17 protein-coding genes are annotated in these 15,541 nt (G+C 62.0%); 6 read left to right on the top strand and 11 right to left on the bottom strand.

Annotated features, from left to right (window positions below; all coding sequences use genetic code 11):
- Positions 1-31 precede the first annotated feature (31 nt).
- Positions 32-1,093: an SMP-30/gluconolactonase/LRE family protein gene (locus AC0T4W_RS08610; RefSeq protein WP_476318538.1), complete on the top strand. Its 1,062-nt coding sequence runs from the start codon at positions 32-34 to the stop codon at positions 1,091-1,093.
- Positions 1,094-1,289: 196 nt separating this feature from the next.
- On the top strand, positions 1,290-2,117 hold the full coding sequence (locus tag AC0T4W_RS08605) for an HDOD domain-containing protein (protein ID WP_476318536.1): 828 nt from the start codon (positions 1,290-1,292) through the stop codon (positions 2,115-2,117).
- Between the two features lie 41 nt (positions 2,118-2,158).
- On the opposite strand, the gene AC0T4W_RS08600 is transcribed toward AC0T4W_RS08605, so the two are convergent.
- Positions 2,159-2,836, bottom strand: coding sequence for a spermidine synthase (locus tag AC0T4W_RS08600; protein WP_476318534.1), 678 nt, complete (start codon positions 2,834-2,836; stop codon positions 2,159-2,161).
- 164 nt (positions 2,837-3,000) lie between these two features.
- Here AC0T4W_RS08600 and AC0T4W_RS08595 point away from each other — a divergent pair, with 164 nt between their 5' ends.
- The 4 genes from AC0T4W_RS08595 (at position 3,001) to AC0T4W_RS08580 (ending at position 6,661) form a co-directional block, all read left to right on the top strand.
- Positions 3,001-3,855, top strand: coding sequence for a sulfurtransferase (locus AC0T4W_RS08595; protein WP_476318532.1), 855 nt, complete (start codon positions 3,001-3,003; stop codon positions 3,853-3,855).
- A gap of 223 nt (positions 3,856-4,078) precedes the next feature.
- Entirely contained in the window at positions 4,079-4,558 is a 480-nt protein-coding gene (locus AC0T4W_RS08590) for a hypothetical protein (RefSeq protein ID WP_476318530.1), read from the top strand.
- Positions 4,559-4,722: 164 nt separating this feature from the next.
- On the top strand, positions 4,723-5,973 hold the full coding sequence (locus tag AC0T4W_RS08585; RefSeq protein ID WP_476318528.1) for an OmpP1/FadL family transporter: 1,251 nt from the start codon (positions 4,723-4,725) through the stop codon (positions 5,971-5,973).
- A 70-nt stretch (positions 5,974-6,043) separates the two neighbouring features.
- The gene (locus tag AC0T4W_RS08580; RefSeq protein ID WP_476318526.1) at positions 6,044-6,661 is read left to right on the top strand and encodes a response regulator; all 618 of its coding nucleotides are present in this window, start codon (positions 6,044-6,046) and stop codon (positions 6,659-6,661) included.
- Between the two features lie 8 nt (positions 6,662-6,669).
- Here AC0T4W_RS08580 and AC0T4W_RS08575 read toward each other — a convergent pair whose 3' ends face one another.
- From AC0T4W_RS08575 to cobU, 10 genes are all read right to left on the bottom strand, one after another.
- Positions 6,670-8,547 carry a hybrid sensor histidine kinase/response regulator gene (locus AC0T4W_RS08575; RefSeq protein ID WP_476318524.1) on the bottom strand — a complete coding sequence of 626 codons (1,878 nt, stop codon included), beginning with the start codon at positions 8,545-8,547 and terminating at the stop codon, positions 6,670-6,672.
- A 3-nt stretch (positions 8,548-8,550) separates the two neighbouring features.
- The gene (locus tag AC0T4W_RS08570; protein WP_476318522.1) at positions 8,551-9,612 is read right to left on the bottom strand and encodes a lipase secretion chaperone; all 1,062 of its coding nucleotides are present in this window, start codon (positions 9,610-9,612) and stop codon (positions 8,551-8,553) included.
- A gap of 47 nt (positions 9,613-9,659) precedes the next feature.
- Complete coding sequence (locus tag AC0T4W_RS08565; protein WP_476318520.1) at positions 9,660-10,586, bottom strand: esterase/lipase family protein; 927 nt, start codon at positions 10,584-10,586, stop codon at positions 9,660-9,662.
- 107 nt (positions 10,587-10,693) lie between these two features.
- On the bottom strand, positions 10,694-11,245 hold the full coding sequence (locus AC0T4W_RS08560) for a glutathione peroxidase (protein WP_476318518.1): 552 nt from the start codon (positions 11,243-11,245) through the stop codon (positions 10,694-10,696).
- Positions 11,246-11,264: 19 nt separating this feature from the next.
- A complete protein-coding gene (locus tag AC0T4W_RS08555; protein WP_276605884.1) occupies positions 11,265-11,390 on the bottom strand; it encodes a hypothetical protein in 126 nt (41 codons plus the stop codon).
- Positions 11,387-12,595, bottom strand: coding sequence for an MFS transporter (locus AC0T4W_RS08550; RefSeq protein WP_476318516.1), 1,209 nt, complete (start codon positions 12,593-12,595; stop codon positions 11,387-11,389). The genes AC0T4W_RS08555 and AC0T4W_RS08550 overlap by 4 nt, the downstream gene beginning before the upstream one ends.
- 77 nt (positions 12,596-12,672) lie before the next feature.
- A complete protein-coding gene (locus AC0T4W_RS08545; protein WP_476318514.1) occupies positions 12,673-13,398 on the bottom strand; it encodes an adenosylcobinamide-GDP ribazoletransferase in 726 nt (241 codons plus the stop codon).
- A complete protein-coding gene (gene cobC / locus AC0T4W_RS08540; RefSeq protein ID WP_476318512.1) occupies positions 13,395-13,970 on the bottom strand; it encodes an alpha-ribazole phosphatase family protein in 576 nt (191 codons plus the stop codon). The genes AC0T4W_RS08545 and cobC overlap by 4 nt, the downstream gene beginning before the upstream one ends.
- Positions 13,967-15,022, bottom strand: a complete 1,056-nt coding sequence (cobT, locus tag AC0T4W_RS08535) for a nicotinate-nucleotide--dimethylbenzimidazole phosphoribosyltransferase (protein ID WP_476318510.1) — start codon at positions 15,020-15,022, stop codon at positions 13,967-13,969. Before cobT ends, cobC begins: the two co-directional genes overlap by 4 nt.
- The gene (gene cobU / locus AC0T4W_RS08530; RefSeq protein WP_476318508.1) at positions 15,019-15,540 is read right to left on the bottom strand and encodes a bifunctional adenosylcobinamide kinase/adenosylcobinamide-phosphate guanylyltransferase; all 522 of its coding nucleotides are present in this window, start codon (positions 15,538-15,540) and stop codon (positions 15,019-15,021) included. The genes cobT and cobU overlap by 4 nt, the downstream gene beginning before the upstream one ends.
- Position 15,541: the final 1 nt, after the last annotated feature.

The following is a 15,541-nucleotide window of genomic DNA, read 5'->3' as shown; positions in this document are numbered from 1 at the left end:
CTGCTCACCTTCAGCACAGGGAATAACAACAATGAAGAAACTGCTTGGCCTGCTTGTGGCCTTGATTGCTGCGGTGGCGATCTACCTCGCCATTACGCCCAACCCGATTGACCCGCTGGCCTGGGAAGCCCCAACCCTCCCACCGATGACCGGCGTACTGGAGCCCAACGACACCTTGATGAAGGCCGAACTGCTCGGCCGCGGCCAGGTGCATGGCCCGGAAGACACCGCCTTGGACGCTCAGGGCCTGGTGTACGCCGGCCTGCATGACGGCAGAATCGTGCGCATCAAAGCCGATGGCAGTGTGGAAACCTTCGTCGATACCCAAGGCCGCCCACTGGGCATGGACTTTGACGCCGCCGGCAACCTGATCGTCGCCGACGCCTACAAGGGCTTGCTCAGCATTGACGCTCAAGGCCAGATCACGGTGCTGACCACCGAAGCCGAAGGCGTGCCGTTCAAGTTCACCGACGACCTGGACATCGCCCGCGACGGCACCATCTACTTCAGCGATGCATCCTCACGTTTCGAGCAACCGGATTACCTGCTCGACCTGCTCGAAGCCCGCCCCCATGGCCGACTGCTCAGCTACAACCCGGCCAACGGCGAAACCCGCGTACTGCTCAAGGACCTGTACTTCGCCAACGGCGTGGCGCTGTCGGCGGCCGAGGACTTCGTGCTGGTCAACGAAACCTACCGCTACCGCATCACCCGTTACTGGCTGAGCGGCGAGAAGGCCGGCACCCACGATATCTTTATCGACAACCTGCCCGGCCTGCCGGACAACCTGCAGGGCGACCGCAACGGCACCTTCTGGGTCGCCCTGCCAACCCCGCGCAAGGCTGATGCCGACATGCTGCACCGCTCGCCCTGGGCCAAAGCGCAGCTGGCCAAACTGCCCCGCATGTTCTGGCCCAAGGCCGTGCCTTACGGCTTTGCCCTCGCCCTCAACGAGCAAGGCGAAATCACCCAGAGCCTGCACGACACTAGCGGCACCCATCTGCGCATGATCACCTCGGTCAAGCCCGTGGGCGACTACCTGTACTTCGGCAGCCTGGATAATGACCGGATTGGTAAGCTAAAAATCCGCTAACAGGCTGTTGAAAAACTGCCTACGTTTTTCAACGACCTGCTAAGCCCCACGGTCCGCTGCACATCTCGCAGCGGGCCTCGCCCCTCTCACCCCTCATAGAGCCTCCCTGATCCAGATCAGGAGAAGCACGCGGCACATTGCCCCCTGCAAATCGCTGCTATCGTAATTAGTCCCACCTCTCCAGCAGGCTTCTGTCATGGATATAAGCGCCCTGTTTTCCCAAGTTCACAGCTTGCCCTCTATTCCCAAAGTCGCTCAGGATCTGATCCAACAGTTTGATAACCCGCACACCAGCATTGATAACATTGCCCGCAATATCTCCCTCGACCCTGTGATTGCCGCCAAAGTGCTACGCCTGGCCAACTCCGCTCGTTTTCGCGGCTCGCGTGAATCAGCCAGCGTGGAAGACGCAGCCATGCGCTTGGGTTTCAACACCCTGCGCACCTTGGTGCTGGCCTCGGCTGTGACGGGTGCTTTTCAGGCACCGCCTGGTTTTGATCTCAAAGGGTTCTGGGGGCATAGCTTTCAGGTTGCCAGTATCAGCCGGCTGCTGGCCAAAACGCGTGGCGTGGCGGTCGAAATCGCCTTTACCTGCGGCATGATGCATAACATTGGCGAACTGCTGATCCAAACGGGCGTACCTGAACTGGCTGAGCGCCTCAATCAAAACAGTAAGGACATGGGCGCTACCCAACGCGGGGCACTGGAAACGCTGCAACTGGGCTTTGGCTTCCCTGAAGTGGGTGCCGAACTGGCGCGCCTGTGGCAATTGCCTGAGCTGATCCAGCACGCCATTGCCTACCAGAGCCGCCCAACCCAGGCACCCGCTGATATGCCGTTACCACGAGTGCTGGCCCAGGCCGTGTCGATTGCCGAAGCGTTGCGCCAAAACCCAGGGGACATGAACAAAGCGCTGGAGACCCTCCAAGGTCCGCTGTTTGAAGAGCTGGATGTTGCCAGCTTGCTTGATGAGTTGCCGGCCATTCTGGAGGCCGACAAAGGCTTTGCCGAACTGCTCGGCTAAGTAAAAACAGCCTTGAGTGCGCAACGTACTCAAGGCTTCTGCTACTTGGTGGCAATCCAGATGGTGTGCCGGGTGCCCTTGTTGCCATGGGCGTAGACCTGCACTTCTTCGACCTTGAATCCAGCCTTGCGCACCTTGTCGCTGAATACCCGGTCGGCACTGGCCGACCATACCGCCAGCACGCCCTTGTTGCGTAGCGCCTGGTAGCAGCGCTGCAGGCCCTGGGCGGAATACAGCCAGCTATTGCGCTTCTGGGTCAGGCCTTCGGGGCCGTTGTCGACATCCAACATGATCGCGTCATAACGCTGATCGGCGCTTTTCAGGCAATTGGCCACATCATCCTGAATCACCCGCGTACGCGGATCGAGAATCGGATAACCGGCTTTGGCGCCCAGCGGGCCACGATTCCACTCCACCACCCCAGGCACCAGTTCGGCCACTTCCACCTCGGCGGTCTTGCCCAGGTTCTGCAGCGCGGCTGCAAGGGTAAAGCCCATGCCTAGACCACCAATCAGCACCCGAGAATCCGGCCGCCCGGCGACCTTCTTGCAGGGAATCGCCGCCAGCGCATCTTCAGAGCCATGCATGCGCGTGTTCATCAGCTGACCACCATCACCGCCGGCAATCTTGATCACAAAATCCTCACCGTACTCGAACAGGCAAAGAGCACCTGAGCCATCGGGAATCGGGGCGGTATCGAGCAATACAAAACGCTTCATGGGGTGCGGCAACCTGGGTCAGAACAAAACGGGCGTGCAGCATGCCCATAAACGGGCAAAGATGCAGCGCCTTGTCGGCAGAAATTCTTCTGTGCGCGACGTCTCGACAGCTCAATGGCAGGGTTTATGATGCCGACTGACTTTTTGCTCACAGGATGACCGGCATGCCCCTCGCCCAACTGATCAGCGCCGCCCAGCTACAGCGCCGTCTCGATGAGCCCGACTTGCTGATTCTCGATTGCCGCTTTGCCCTGGAAGACCCGGCCTACGGCCAGCGCAGCTACGCAGAGGGGCATATCCCCGGCGCGCAGTTTGCCGACCTGGAGCGCGACCTGTCCGGGCCGATCCACACGGGCATCACCGGCCGTCACCCCCTGCCAGCACCCGCGCAGCTAATGCAGCGCCTGCGTGAGTGGGGCCTGAACAATCACAGTGAAGTGGTGCTGTACGACGACGGCCCTGGCGCCTTTGCAGCCCGCGCTTGGTGGCTGCTGGCCTGGCTAGGCAAGCGCGATGGCGTATACCTGCTCGACGGCGGCCTAAAAGCCTGGCGCGAAGCCAGTGGCGCCTTGACCCAGGATCTGCCCGCGCCAACCCCAGGCACTTTCAGCGGCAGCGCCGATGCCAGCCTGCTGGTTAGTGCGGTGCAGCTGCAACAGCGTTTGGGCGACAGCCAGTTGACCCTGCTCGACGCCCGTGGCCTGCCGCGCTTCAAGGGCGAAGTGGAGCCTATCGACCCAGTGGCCGGGCGTATCCCCGGTGCGCAGTGTGCGACGTTTACGGACAACCTCGACAGCGATGGCCACTTTCTCAGCCCGCAGCAGCTGCGCCAGCGCTTTGCCGCGCAACTCGGTGAGCGCCCGGCCAATGAGCTGGTGGCCTATTGCGGCTCGGGCGTAACCGCTTGCCATAACCTGTTCGCCCTGTGTCTGGCGGGCTATGCGCTGGCGCCGCTGTATGCCGGTTCCTGGAGCGAATGGATCACTGACCCAACTCGCCCAGTGGCCACCGGTGACTGATTGCGGCACGCGCAGGCTGGCGACGCACGCCGTGGTTAAGCACCAACTGGAATATAGGCAATAACCGAAAGCCGAAAACAATTTAAAAACAGCCCTTTACAGTAGAAAGGTCGCACTACACTTCAACATGAGCGGCTAACCCCGCTCCCGGTGGGGCCTTTACTAGAAAAAACAGAAGCTGCCAGCGCCCCAGCCCCATCGGTCACCTTTCGCCGAGGGATTTATGGGAATTGTCGCCTGCGAGTTAAGCCAGTACGTCATCCGCCCTACCCTGCTCTACCTGGGCCGCCACTCCACTGCCGCCGAGGCCTTGTTGCTTGGAGCCGCCGCCTGCCAATCCGGGCTCGGTTCAGCCCTTGATGACAAACATGGCCACGGCCTTTATCGCATCGCCGCACAACGCCACCAGCAGCTCTGGGATCAGCACCTGGCGCTTGACCCAGACCTTGCCAGCCAGATACGCGGCCTCGCCAGCCAGCATGCCTTTCTCGCCGCACCGCACCTGGAACTGACCGTCAACCTGCGCTACGCCACGGCCATTGCCTGGATGCTGATCGAAGCCGAACAGCGCGAGCTACCAGCCGCCGATGACCTGCTGGGCATGGCGCAGGTCTGGCGCCGAGTATTCAAACCCCACGGCCGCACCAAGGACTTTATTGCCGCCTGGCAACGCTGCATCGGCAGCCTCAGCCAGGTCGCCTAAGCCCGATCAAACGACCAGCACTGTCCGACAGTACCAGCGCAGTCAACAGAAAATAGCCTCTTGTTAAAGACATAAAGCCGCTCTATCTCGGGAACTTCAAAAGCCTGGCAAGGGTCAGGGAAAGTTGCTAGCTTCCGCCCCCCGCTAAAATCTAGGAGTCCCCCGTGACTAGAAGAGTCGTTAAGACCTGCCTGTCCCTTGCACTTGCTTCTGCCGCCAGCCATGGCTTTGCCAGTGGTTTTGCCATCAACGAACAAAGCGTCAGCAGCATGGGCACCGCCTTCGCCGGTCGCTCCTCCTCTGCTGATGACGCCAGCACCGTATTCGGCAACCCTGCCGGTATGGCGCGCATCAAACGCGAACAAGTCAGCGGCGGTATTGCCCTGATCCACGCAAAAACCGAGATCGACAACGCCAGCGGCTCTGCCAGCGGCAGCAATGACGGCGACATGGTGCCGTTTATCGGCGCGCCCATGGGCTATTACGTCAAACCGCTGGACGATAACTGGAGCTTCGGCCTGGGCCTGTACGTGCCGTTCGGCCTGGTAACCGATTACGAGCGCAACTTCCAGGGCCGCTATCACGGCGATCACAGCGAAGTGCGGGTGATCACCCTGCAGCCAACTCTGAGCTATCGCTTTAACGAGCAACTGTCGATTGGTTTCGGCCCGACGATCAACCGCATCGACGGCGAGCTGACCTCAGCGATCAACAACCCGATTCCCGGCGCAGGTGACGGCAAGGTCAAAATCAAGGGCGATGACACGGCGCTGGGCTACAACGTCGGCGTGTTGTTTGAAATCACCCCACAAACCCGTTTCGGCCTGACCTACCACTCCAAGGTGGATTACCGCCTGAAAGGCGACACCACGGTGTCCGGCCCAGGCTTTGTTATTGGTTCTTCCGCTGGCAGCTACGACGCCTCACTGGAGCTGACCACCCCCGAATCGGTGGATTTTTCCGTCACCCACGAGCTGAATGCCGACTGGACCCTTTACGCAGGCAGCACCTGGACGCGCTGGAGCCGCTTGGAAGAAATCCGTGCCGATAACAAAGGCGTAGGTGGCTTCTTGGCAGGCAATATCAGCAGCATCAGCGAACCGCAGAACTGGCACGACACCTGGGCTCACGCCGTGGGCGCCGCCTATAAGCTGAACCGCCAGTGGACTCTGCGAGCTGGCATGGCCGTAGACCAATCACCAACCAATAACGTCGATCGTTCACCACGCATCCCCACTGGCGACCGCACCATTCTCAGCCTGGGCACAGCCTGGAGCCCGAACGATGACGTGACCATCGATCTGGCCTACTCCTACCTGATGGAAGACGACACGCACATCGAGCGCGACGACTACCGCGCCACCTACAAAAACACGGCCCACGGCCTGGGCGCACAAGTGACATACCGCTTCTAATTCAACCAGCGGTTTGGGTTAAACTCGCGCGGCGCTCACAAAAATAATAACGCCGCCTGAGACAGCTCTTATGACTGCACTCTGCACTGCCCTGCCCGAACAGCTCAGCCTGTTACTGGTGGATGACCACCGGATCTTTCTTGACGGCCTCAGCCTGGCCCTCGCCCCGCTCTGCGCCGACCTGCAGATTCGCACCGCCGAATCCGCTGCCGCCGCCGAAGCCTGCCTGCAACACGCCACCTTCGACTTGATTCTGCTCGACCTGCGCCTGCCCGATATGCCGGGCCTGGAGTTGCTGCAACGCTGGCAACAACAAGGCCGCATGACCCCAGTGGCGATCCTTAGCGCCAGCGATTCCAATCTGGACGCCCAGGCCGCACTGGCAGCCGGCGCGCTCGGCTTTATCCCGAAAAGTGCCAATAGCGATGAACTGCGCCAGGCAGTAACCCGCGTACTGCTGGGGGAAACCCTGCCCGCACCGCAGTCTGGCGACAAACCGCAGCTCACACCCCGGCAGATGGAAATCCTCCAGCTGCTGGCCGAGGGCTTGCCAAACAAGTCCATCAGCCGTCAGCTAGGTGTTTCCGAGGACACGGTGAAGACCCATCTGAAATCACTGTTTCAGGAGTTTTCCGTGCATACCCGGACTGCCTGCGTCAGTGCGGCGCGGCAACGGGGCTGGCTGTAGGAGTCTATTCAACGCCTGCTGCGCGTCGGCCCTGCTGCGTTAAAACCAGGCTCGGAATGCTCATTTACACCAGTAAACTCCGCTTCCTCGCCTGCTTTTGCCTTGCAGGCCTCTAGCTCGCGAGACGTTGAACAGCTCCTATCTGCCGGCAACAACACCGCCAGGGCCTGACGCAAACGGGCGGGCAGCAGCGGTTTGCCGAGCAAGGTGACATGAGCGCGGGTGCAGCGTTCTTGCAGGTCGGCGCTGACGTCGGCGGTAATCAGCAAGGCTGGCAGCATGCGCCCGGCCTCTTCACGCAAACGCTCGATCACGCGTAAGCCATCCTCGGTGGCGGCCAGGCGATAGTCGCTGATCAGCACCTGCGGCTGCGCCTCGGGCAAGCACTGCAAGGCCTCGGCTGGATCGGCGCAGGCCCAGACCTCGCACCCCCAACGCTGCAGCAAACCGGACAATGCCCCTCGGCCTGCAGCGTCGTCTTCCAGCAATAGCACCCGCCCGCTCAATGCCGCAGCAAACGCCGCTGGCGCTTGCCACTCGCCGACTTCAGCCTGCGGCAACTGCAGGATAAAACGCGCGCCTGCGCCGGGGCTGGACTCCAACTGCAATGGATGGCCCAGCAACTGCGCCAGTTGCTGGACGATGGCCAGGCCCAGACCCAAACCGCGCTCGGCATTGCGCCCGGGGTTATCCAGTTGGCGGAATTCTTCGAAGACCTGGCCCTGTTCTTCCTCGCTTAAACCCTGGCCGTCATCACCGACCTCCAGCTGCACCACGCCCTGCTCCACGCGAGCATGCAGCCAGACATGCTGCGCCTGGGCATGGCGCAAGGCGTTGCTGAGCAGGTTACGCAGCACACGCTCCAGCAGCAGCGGATCACTGCGCACCCAGAGCTCCGCGCATTGCAGCTGCAGCTCGACACCCTGAGCATCGGCCTCGGCGCGGCTTTCACCGCTCAACCGCGCCAGCAAGGGGCGCAAGGCAAACACCTCCGGCTTAGCCTGCACACCGCCTGGCAAAGTCAGCCGGGTGTAATCGAACAGCGACTGCAACAACCGACTGAGCTGCTCCACGGCAATCGCCAAGCGGCTGCTGATGCGGTGCACACCGGGGTCCTGGTTCTGTTCCAGCAAGTGCTGGGCATACAAGCCCATGGCGTTGAGCGGTTGGCGCAGATCATGGCTGGCGGCGGCCAACAGGCGCAGCTTGCGCGCATCGTCAGCTTCGGCGCGCTGCCGTGCCAGATCGAGCAGGCGCAGATTGAGCCAGGCGCCGCGCTGGCCGTGCTCCTGCAGGTAAGCGCCGACGCTGCCAATCAGATTGGCGCAAAAAAGAAACAGGCCCTGATAACCCAGCGCCACGCTACCGCCGCTAAGCCACACGCCCAGCAGTAGAAAAAGCCCGCACACGCCCCAAGACGCCAGACTGACGGAGCGAAACGACACCCCCAACAACACATAGCCAAATAACAGCACCAGAAACAGCCCGTCATAGGGCATGGCAACGCCCAGGTTCCAGCACAGGTGGATGATCACCGCGACGCACGCACCGTTAAAGGCATAGGCAGCCACATAGGCCAGCAAAACGCGGTGCGGTGGGCTGTTTGGGCGGCGGCAGTAGAAGAAGGACAGCAGCGCAGCGCATATGCCCAGCAGCCGCACTGGCAGCGTGGCCAGGCTGGCATTAAGGGGAAGCAACAACAGATCGAGGACGGTGTAGACCAACTGGAAGATCACTGCGGTGCTGATGATCAGAAGCAAGCGGCGGCGGATACGCTGCACCCGGTGCTCAACAAACTCATCCTCCAACACGTGGGTAAACCGAAGCCGGCGGTAACCTCGGCGCTGCTGAGCCAGGAGCAGCGCTTCCTGACGCTCCAGGCTCAAGGCTTACAACTCGGGCGGTTGATTGTCCTGCTGCTTGGCGGCAATGGCGTCATAGGTTTCCACCCGGTGCTGATCTTCGGCGCTGAATAGACGCTGGCGCAAACGCTGCTGCTCCTGCTGCTGGTCCGCAGCACTGAGGCCATTGCCCTGCAATGCGGCAAGTTCCTGCTGGTAGCTGGCATAGCGTTGTTGCCAGGCACGCTCGTTGCGCTGCTCGCTGAGCAGACGTTCGACCGTGGGCGGATCATAGGTCAAGGCAAGCAGCTGGCGCACCTGCTCTTCGCTGGCACCTTCCTGCCAAAGCTTGTCTGTTTGAGCCTGCAACGCCTGCGCCTGGACCTGACGCTCTTCACTGGCGCGCATGGCTTCGGGAAGCTGAGCGCGCAAACGCTCCTGCGCCAGGGCTTTGCCGTGCTCGCTGAGGTCATCACGGGCCATCAGCGCCAGGTTCTCCAGGGTGTAACGGCCGTAGGCTTCCTCTGCGCCGAACAGCGCTTCGGTGGCGGCACTGGAAAAATGCGTGCGGCGCAGCTGCGCCAGCTGCTCAAAAGCCCGCTGCAAGGTGACCAGCTGGCCATCCGGGGTACTTTGCTGGGCAGTGCTCAAGGGTTGCTGCAGCAGCGCCAGGCTGGCGCGTTTGTAGTCCATATAGTCGCCTAACAGGCCAATAAACTGGCCCAGGGCGGGTTCCGATAAACGTCCGCGCGCATCGGCCAGCATCACCTCGACCACGGTTTCCAACCCAGCCTGATCGGCGGCGCTGAGGAAGTAATCCAGATAATCACGCAGCGCCAGGTTCAACTGCAGATTGCCGGCGCTGTCCGCCTTCAGCTCGCCATCCACTTCGGTGCCCTGCAAACCCGGCAGGCTTGCCGGTGTTCTAGCTGTTGAGACTTCTGGTTTGGCGGCTTGCAGCAGAGGGCTGGGGGCGACGGACAGAGGCGCCGTAGCGGCAGCAGGAGCGGCAGGTAATGCATCGGCTGGCCACTGCCAGTAAAGCGTAAGGCCGGCAACGCTGCCGGCCAGTACCAAGAGGGGAACAGTTGAGCGCAACGACAGGGCCATATGACCTCCAGAATGCGGGCTGCATAACGCAGCCAGCTGGGTGACGGTCAGACGCCTTTGCTTTTCAGGCGATTGGCATGTTGGCGATACAGCGAAACCGGCTCGGTCCAGCCACGCACACCGAACAGATGGTTGATCGCATCCACATGGTTCATGTTGTAGCCATCACCGATCACCTGCCCCAGATAGGTGGAGCAGACGCCGACCAGGCCATCGTTCTTCTCGCTGCCGAAAGCCAGCCCGGTGATGGCCAGGAACGGATCGACCGCATCGAAGACGTTGGTGTAGGAGGTGTTGCCAGTCCAGGAGTAGTAACGGATGTTGTGCCCGCGCACGTTGTGCACTTCGGTGGACTTGGCGCAGTAGCTGCTGTTATTCACGCCCCAGGGGTGGCGACTGTTGAGTGCAGTGGTGCCAGCAGTGGTCAGGGTTTTCAGTGCGGCCAGGCCGTTCTGCGGATTGCTGCTGCCAGACAGCAGGTTGATAACCGCACCGATGGCATTGGCCAGGCCATTGGCCCCGCCTTCGATGGCGCTGTTCGGTGGGATCACCCCGCGCAATACGTCGGCGACTTTCGAGCCTTTATTGACGCCGTTGACCGAGGTTACCGAGGCCACCAGATCCGGGCGCAGCGAGGCGGCAACGCGCGAAGTTGGCGAACCCTGGCTATGACCGATCAGGTTGACCTTGCCGCCATTGGCACCGGCCCACGGCACGATTTGCTGCGCCAATGCGGCACCGCGCTGCTCGCTGTCGTTGAGCGCCGAAACGCTGGCCACATAGACCTTGGCGCCATCACGTTCGAGGTTCCAGGGGATGGTGTGGAAGTAGTTGATCAGCCCGCCGATGGTGTCGAAGCCGGTCACCCCGTGCACCAGCACGATGGGGTATTTGGTCTTGGTGTAATTGGCCTGGGCCTCAACCGCACCGACCAGGGCGCAAGCAGCTAGAGCAGTAGTAATAACGCGACGCATGGGTGCCTCCTTATTTTTCTTGTTGGCACGCCGGGAAACTGCGTCCGGCGTACTCACAACTCTAAGGAGGTGCTGGGGTGCGGGCTATCGCCCAGATGGGTGAGGCATCAGCGCTGCGAAGCGATGGCCTTCTCTACGGCGGCCAGGAATGCCGGATCATCCGGAGTGGTGCTGCTGGGGAAGCTGGCGATGACCTTGCCCTGGGCATCGACCACATACTTGGAGAAGTTCCAGCGCGGCGCCTGGCTTTGCGCAGTTAGCTCTTTGAACAGCGGCAGCGCATCACTGCCGGTAACGCGCTGGGTTTCGCTCATGGGAAAGGTCACGCCGTAATTGACGTAACAGACCTTGGCGGTTTCTTCGCTGTTGTCGGCTTCCTGGCGGAAGTCATCGGAAGGCACGCCGAGTATCTGCAGCCCCTGCTCCTTGTAGCGCTGGTAGAGCGCCTCAAGGCCTTTGAACTGCGGGGTAAAGCCGCAAAAGCTTGCGGTATTAACCACCACCAGCGGCTTGCCGGCGAACGCTTTACACAGGTCAATGCGCTCCTCGCTGCGCAGCTTCTGCACCTCGCCCTGCAACAACAACGGGCACTCGGCGGCCTGCGTTGGGCCAACCCAGGCGCTGAGCAGAACAACAACCAGCAGGGAAAAACGCCACATAAGAATCACCTTGATGAAATCAGCAAACACCCAAACCCAACTGCAAAAACGCCAACCCACTTTGCAGCCAGCCCCACCAAGCGAGACCCAAGGCCAACATACCGCCCATCACCAGCGCGGTGCTCCAGCCGTAGTCGGTGTTCATGCATTCGCCTCCTGTTGTTGCAAGCGGGCCACGGGCAGCTCGCGTACTGGCCAGTTCAGCGCAGCGGCCAGCAAGCTGAGCAGCACGGCAATCTGCCAGACCAGATCATAACTGCCGGTGTGGTCATACAGATAGCCGCCCATCCAACCGCCGAGAAAAGCGCCTAACTGGTGAAACAGAAACACGATGCCGCCAAGCATCGACAGATTGCGCACACCGAATAGGGTCGCCACCGTGCCGTTGGTCAGCGGCACCGTCGACAACCACAGCAGGCCCATGGCTACGCCGAAGGCATAGGCGCTCCACACCGTCAGCGGCGTCAGGATAAACGCCGTAATCACTAATGCCCGCGCCAGATACAGCGCGCTGAGCAGGCGCGGTTTGGACATCCGTCCGCCCAGCAAGCCAGCAATATAAGTGCCGAAGATATTGAACAGCCCGACCAGCGCCAGCACCGTGGTGCCGACCAGCGCGGGCAGATGTTGATCGACCAGATAGGCCGGCAAATGCACACCGATAAACACCACCTGAAAACCGCAGACGAAAAAGCCCAACGCCAACAGCCAGAAACCGGAGTGGCTGCAAGCCTCGCGCAAGGCCTCAGCGAGGGTCTGCTCCTGCCCGGTAAGTGGCAGTGGCGTGTCCTTAAGCATGGCTGCCAGCGGTACGATCAGCGCCACCAGTAACCCCAGGGCCATTAGCGCCACCGACCAGCCGAGCCAGCTAAGCAAACCCAAGGTGCTGGGGAGCATGACGAACTGGCCGAAGGAGCCCGCCGCCGCCGCGATGCCCATGGCCATGCTGCGTTTTTCCATCGGCACGGCGCGCCCCACCGCACCGAGAATCACCGAGAACGAGGTGCCGGACAGGCCGATGCCGACCAGCAGCCCGGCGCTCAGCGACAGGCTTAGCGGCGAATCGGCCAGGCCCATGCAGCCGAGGCCAATGGCATACAGCACACCGCCGACTATCACCGTGCGCTTGGCACCAAAACGATCGGCCAGGGCGCCGGTAAAAGGCTGGGTCAGGCCCCAGATCAGGTTCTGCAAGGCAATGGCGAAGGCGAACACCTCACGCCCCCAACCGAACTCGGCGCTCATGGGCGGCAGGAACAAACCAAAGCCGTGGCGGATGCCTAGCGACAGCGCCAGGATCAGCGATGCACCCAGCAGAATCCACATACTGCCGCGCCCGATTGTCTTCATAGCCACTCCCTTGCCAAAGATGTATTACGACCCATTAGGTTGAGCCTTGGCTGCACAGCAGGCAAGCCGACTATCGGTTAACAGGCCAGGGCCACCAGCACCGCGCACTCGATGATTTCCAGCAGTGCTCCGGCGGTATCACCGGTGGTGCCATCCAGGCGTTTGAGCATCACGCTGCGCAACCAGATAAACACAGCAGCGGCTACCAGCAAGGCGAGCAGCGCCGGCCAGCCCAGCAGCAACATGGCCACGGCATTTACGGTCAGCACCCAGGGCAGTTGCCGGCGCGGCAGGTGCTCGGCCAACGCCTGGCCGAGGCCACCGGTCCGCACATAGGGCGTGGTAAGGAACAACAGCGGCAATAGACAGCGTGCCAGCCAGGGCACCATTACCAGCAGCAACCCGGAGCCGTTCTCCAGCAAGGCCACCAGTGCGGCAAACTTGAGCAACAGCAGCAGCACCAGCACCACCACCGCAATCGGCCCGCTGCGCGGGTCTTTCATAATCGCCAGGGTGCGCTCTTTATCGCCAAAGCCACCCACCCAGGCGTCGGCGCTGTCGGCCAGGCCATCCAGATGCAGACCACCACTGATGCCCACCCACAGGCTCAGCAACAACGCCGCCTGCAACAGCGCCGGAGTGTCGCCCAACAATTGCTGCGCGGCGAGTAACAACAGGCCGATTAACAGCCCCACCAACGGATAGAACAGCAGCGAGCGGCCGACTTGCTCGGGCGTCGGCATACCGGCCAAGGTCACCGGCAGGCGGGTAAGAAATTGCAGGGCAATCCACCAGGGCGTCATATCAGCTCTCGAAGTGCGCCCTGTTGATCCAGGCACAGCTGAAAGCGTTCGGCATGACCAACCGGCACCTGCAGCAGATCATTGCGCGGCAAGCCACGGGCGCGGGCCAGCAGCAAACGGATCACCCCGCCATGGGTCACCAGCAGCAGGCGCTCGCCGGCATAACTTGCCTGCAAGCGCTGCAAGGCGTTCAAGATGCGCGCCTCGAAGGCCAGCAGCGGCTCGCCCTCAGGCGGCGTGAAGCCATAGGGATCACTCCAGAAACGGCCCAACTCTTCTGCGTTGGTTTGCATGAGATCTGCGGTACTGCGCCCTTCCCAGGCGCCGAAATGCAGCTCCTGCAGATCGGGCTCCAGGCTGAGCGGCACGTCATGCTGCGTCGCCAGCTCTTCGGCAAAATGTGCGCAGCGCTGCAAGGGCGAGCTGATCAGCCGATCCCAGGGGCCAGCTTCGGCCACCGCCGCGCGCAGCTGCGCCCAACCAGTTTCGGTCAAGGCATCGTCAAGGCTGCCGCGCAAGCCGCCGCCCAGTTCGGTTTCACCGTGGCGTAGCAACTCCAGATAGACCGTCATACCGGGCGCTCGGCCACCTCCGCCTCAGCAAATGTAGCCATGTCGTTGTGCAGGCTGCAGGCCAGTTGCAACAGCGGCACCGCCAGAGCCGCACCACTGCCCTCGCCCAGGCGCAGGCCCAGATCGAGCAGCGGCTCAGCCTGCAGTGCTTTGAGCACCCGCTGATGGCCGGGCTCGGCGCCGCTATGAGCAAACAGCAGCCAATTGCGGCAATCCTCATTCAGCTGCACCGCCAGCAAAGCGGCAACGCTGCAGATATAGCCGTCCACCAGGGCGGTGATGCCCTGCTGTGCGCAGGCCAGGTAGGCGCCGCTCAGCGCAGCAATCTCGAAACCGCCGAGGCGCTGAAGGATGTCGATGGGTTCGCTGAGCGCCGGGCGATGCAACTCCAGTGCAGCCTCGATTACCTCGGCTTTATGCGCCACACCCGCGCTATCCAGGCCAGTGCCGGGGCCGACCAGATCCAGCGCCGGACACTCCAACAGCAGGCAAGCCATAGCCGTGGCCGCAGTGGTATTGCCGATACCCATCTCGCCACCAATAAACAGCTGGGTGCCGGCTTCGCTCGCGCGCTGCACGCTGGCCTGGCCGGCTTCCAGGGCCAGCAGTAACTGCGCAGCGGTCATCGCCGGGCCCTGGGCGAAGTTCTGCGTGCCCGCGCCGATATGCAGATTACGTACGCCGCGCAGCGGCTCCAGCGGCAGCGCGGTACCCAGGTCGATCACCTCAAGCGTTGCGCCCAGCTGCTTGGCCAATACGCTGATGGCCGCGCCACCGCTGACAAAGTTACGCAGCATCTGCCCAGTAACCGCCTGGGGGAATGCCGATACACCTTCGGCGACCACGCCATGGTCGCCGGCAAAAATGCTGATCCACACGTGCTCAATGCACGGCCTTTGGCTGCCTTGCATGGCCGCCAGCTCAATCGCCAGCTGCTCCAGCTGGCCGAGGGAGCCGGCCGGCTTGGTCAGTTCGAGCTGACGCGCCTCGGCCTTGTTGCGCGCGGGCATATCCAGCGCCTGACAGCCCTGTTGCCACCATTGCTCACTCATAGCGCTTCTCCTTTGAGAACCATCGGCAAACCCGCCACGGTAAACACCACGCGCTCACAGCGCTCGGCCAGGGCCTGATGCAGCCAGCCGGCCTCGTCGACATAATGCCGAGTCAGCTCGCCCAGCGGCACCACACCCAGGCCAGTTTCATTGCTGACCAGCAGAATCCGCCCCGGCAAGTCGCTCACACAGTCCAGCAGCGCATCACGTTCGGCGCTCAGGCGCGCCGGGTTATCCAGCATTAACAGATTGGTCAGCCACAGCGTCAGACAATCAATCAACAAACACTTATCCGCTGCGGCCTGCTCACGCAGCACTCTAGCCAGGGCAAGCGGTTCTTCTACCAGCCTCCACTGCGCCGGGCGACGTTCGCGATGCTGTTGAATGCGCTCATTCATCTCGCCATCCAGCGGCTGGCTGGTGGCGATATAGGTCACCGCCAGGCCCGACTCGGCCGCCAGCCGCTCGGCCAGACGACTTTTGCCAGAACGGGCACCGCCGAGAATCAGTTCATGCATG

The organism is Pseudomonas sp. C7.1, assembly GCF_056312395.1.
This window is presented reverse-complemented; position numbering and strand designations above follow the sequence as displayed.

Excerpts from the sequence above, each read along its gene's own strand:
- AC0T4W_RS08610 (WP_476318538.1), top strand. The coding sequence starts at position 32 with ATGAAGAAACTGCTTGGCCTGCTTGTGGCCTTGATTGCTGCGGTGGCG.
- AC0T4W_RS08605 (WP_476318536.1), top strand. The coding sequence starts at position 1,290 with ATGGATATAAGCGCCCTGTTTTCCCAAGTTCACAGCTTGCCCTCTATT.
- AC0T4W_RS08600 (WP_476318534.1), bottom strand. The coding sequence starts at position 2,836 with ATGAAGCGTTTTGTATTGCTCGATACCGCCCCGATTCCCGATGGCTCA.
- AC0T4W_RS08595 (WP_476318532.1), top strand. The coding sequence starts at position 3,001 with ATGCCCCTCGCCCAACTGATCAGCGCCGCCCAGCTACAGCGCCGTCTC.
- AC0T4W_RS08590 (WP_476318530.1), top strand. The coding sequence starts at position 4,079 with ATGGGAATTGTCGCCTGCGAGTTAAGCCAGTACGTCATCCGCCCTACC.
- AC0T4W_RS08580 (WP_476318526.1), top strand. The coding sequence starts at position 6,044 with ATGACTGCACTCTGCACTGCCCTGCCCGAACAGCTCAGCCTGTTACTG.
- AC0T4W_RS08570 (WP_476318522.1), bottom strand. The coding sequence starts at position 9,612 with ATGGCCCTGTCGTTGCGCTCAACTGTTCCCCTCTTGGTACTGGCCGGC.
- AC0T4W_RS08565 (WP_476318520.1), bottom strand. The coding sequence starts at position 10,586 with ATGCGTCGCGTTATTACTACTGCTCTAGCTGCTTGCGCCCTGGTCGGT.
- AC0T4W_RS08560 (WP_476318518.1), bottom strand. The coding sequence starts at position 11,245 with ATGTGGCGTTTTTCCCTGCTGGTTGTTGTTCTGCTCAGCGCCTGGGTT.
- AC0T4W_RS08555 (WP_276605884.1), bottom strand. The coding sequence starts at position 11,390 with ATGAACACCGACTACGGCTGGAGCACCGCGCTGGTGATGGGCGGTATG.
- AC0T4W_RS08550 (WP_476318516.1), bottom strand. The coding sequence starts at position 12,595 with ATGAAGACAATCGGGCGCGGCAGTATGTGGATTCTGCTGGGTGCATCG.
- AC0T4W_RS08545 (WP_476318514.1), bottom strand. The coding sequence starts at position 13,398 with ATGACGCCCTGGTGGATTGCCCTGCAATTTCTTACCCGCCTGCCGGTG.
- cobC (WP_476318512.1), bottom strand. The coding sequence starts at position 13,970 with ATGACGGTCTATCTGGAGTTGCTACGCCACGGTGAAACCGAACTGGGC.
- cobT (WP_476318510.1), bottom strand. The coding sequence starts at position 15,022 with ATGAGTGAGCAATGGTGGCAACAGGGCTGTCAGGCGCTGGATATGCCC.
- cobU (WP_476318508.1), bottom strand. The coding sequence starts at position 15,540 with ATGCATGAACTGATTCTCGGCGGTGCCCGTTCTGGCAAAAGTCGTCTG.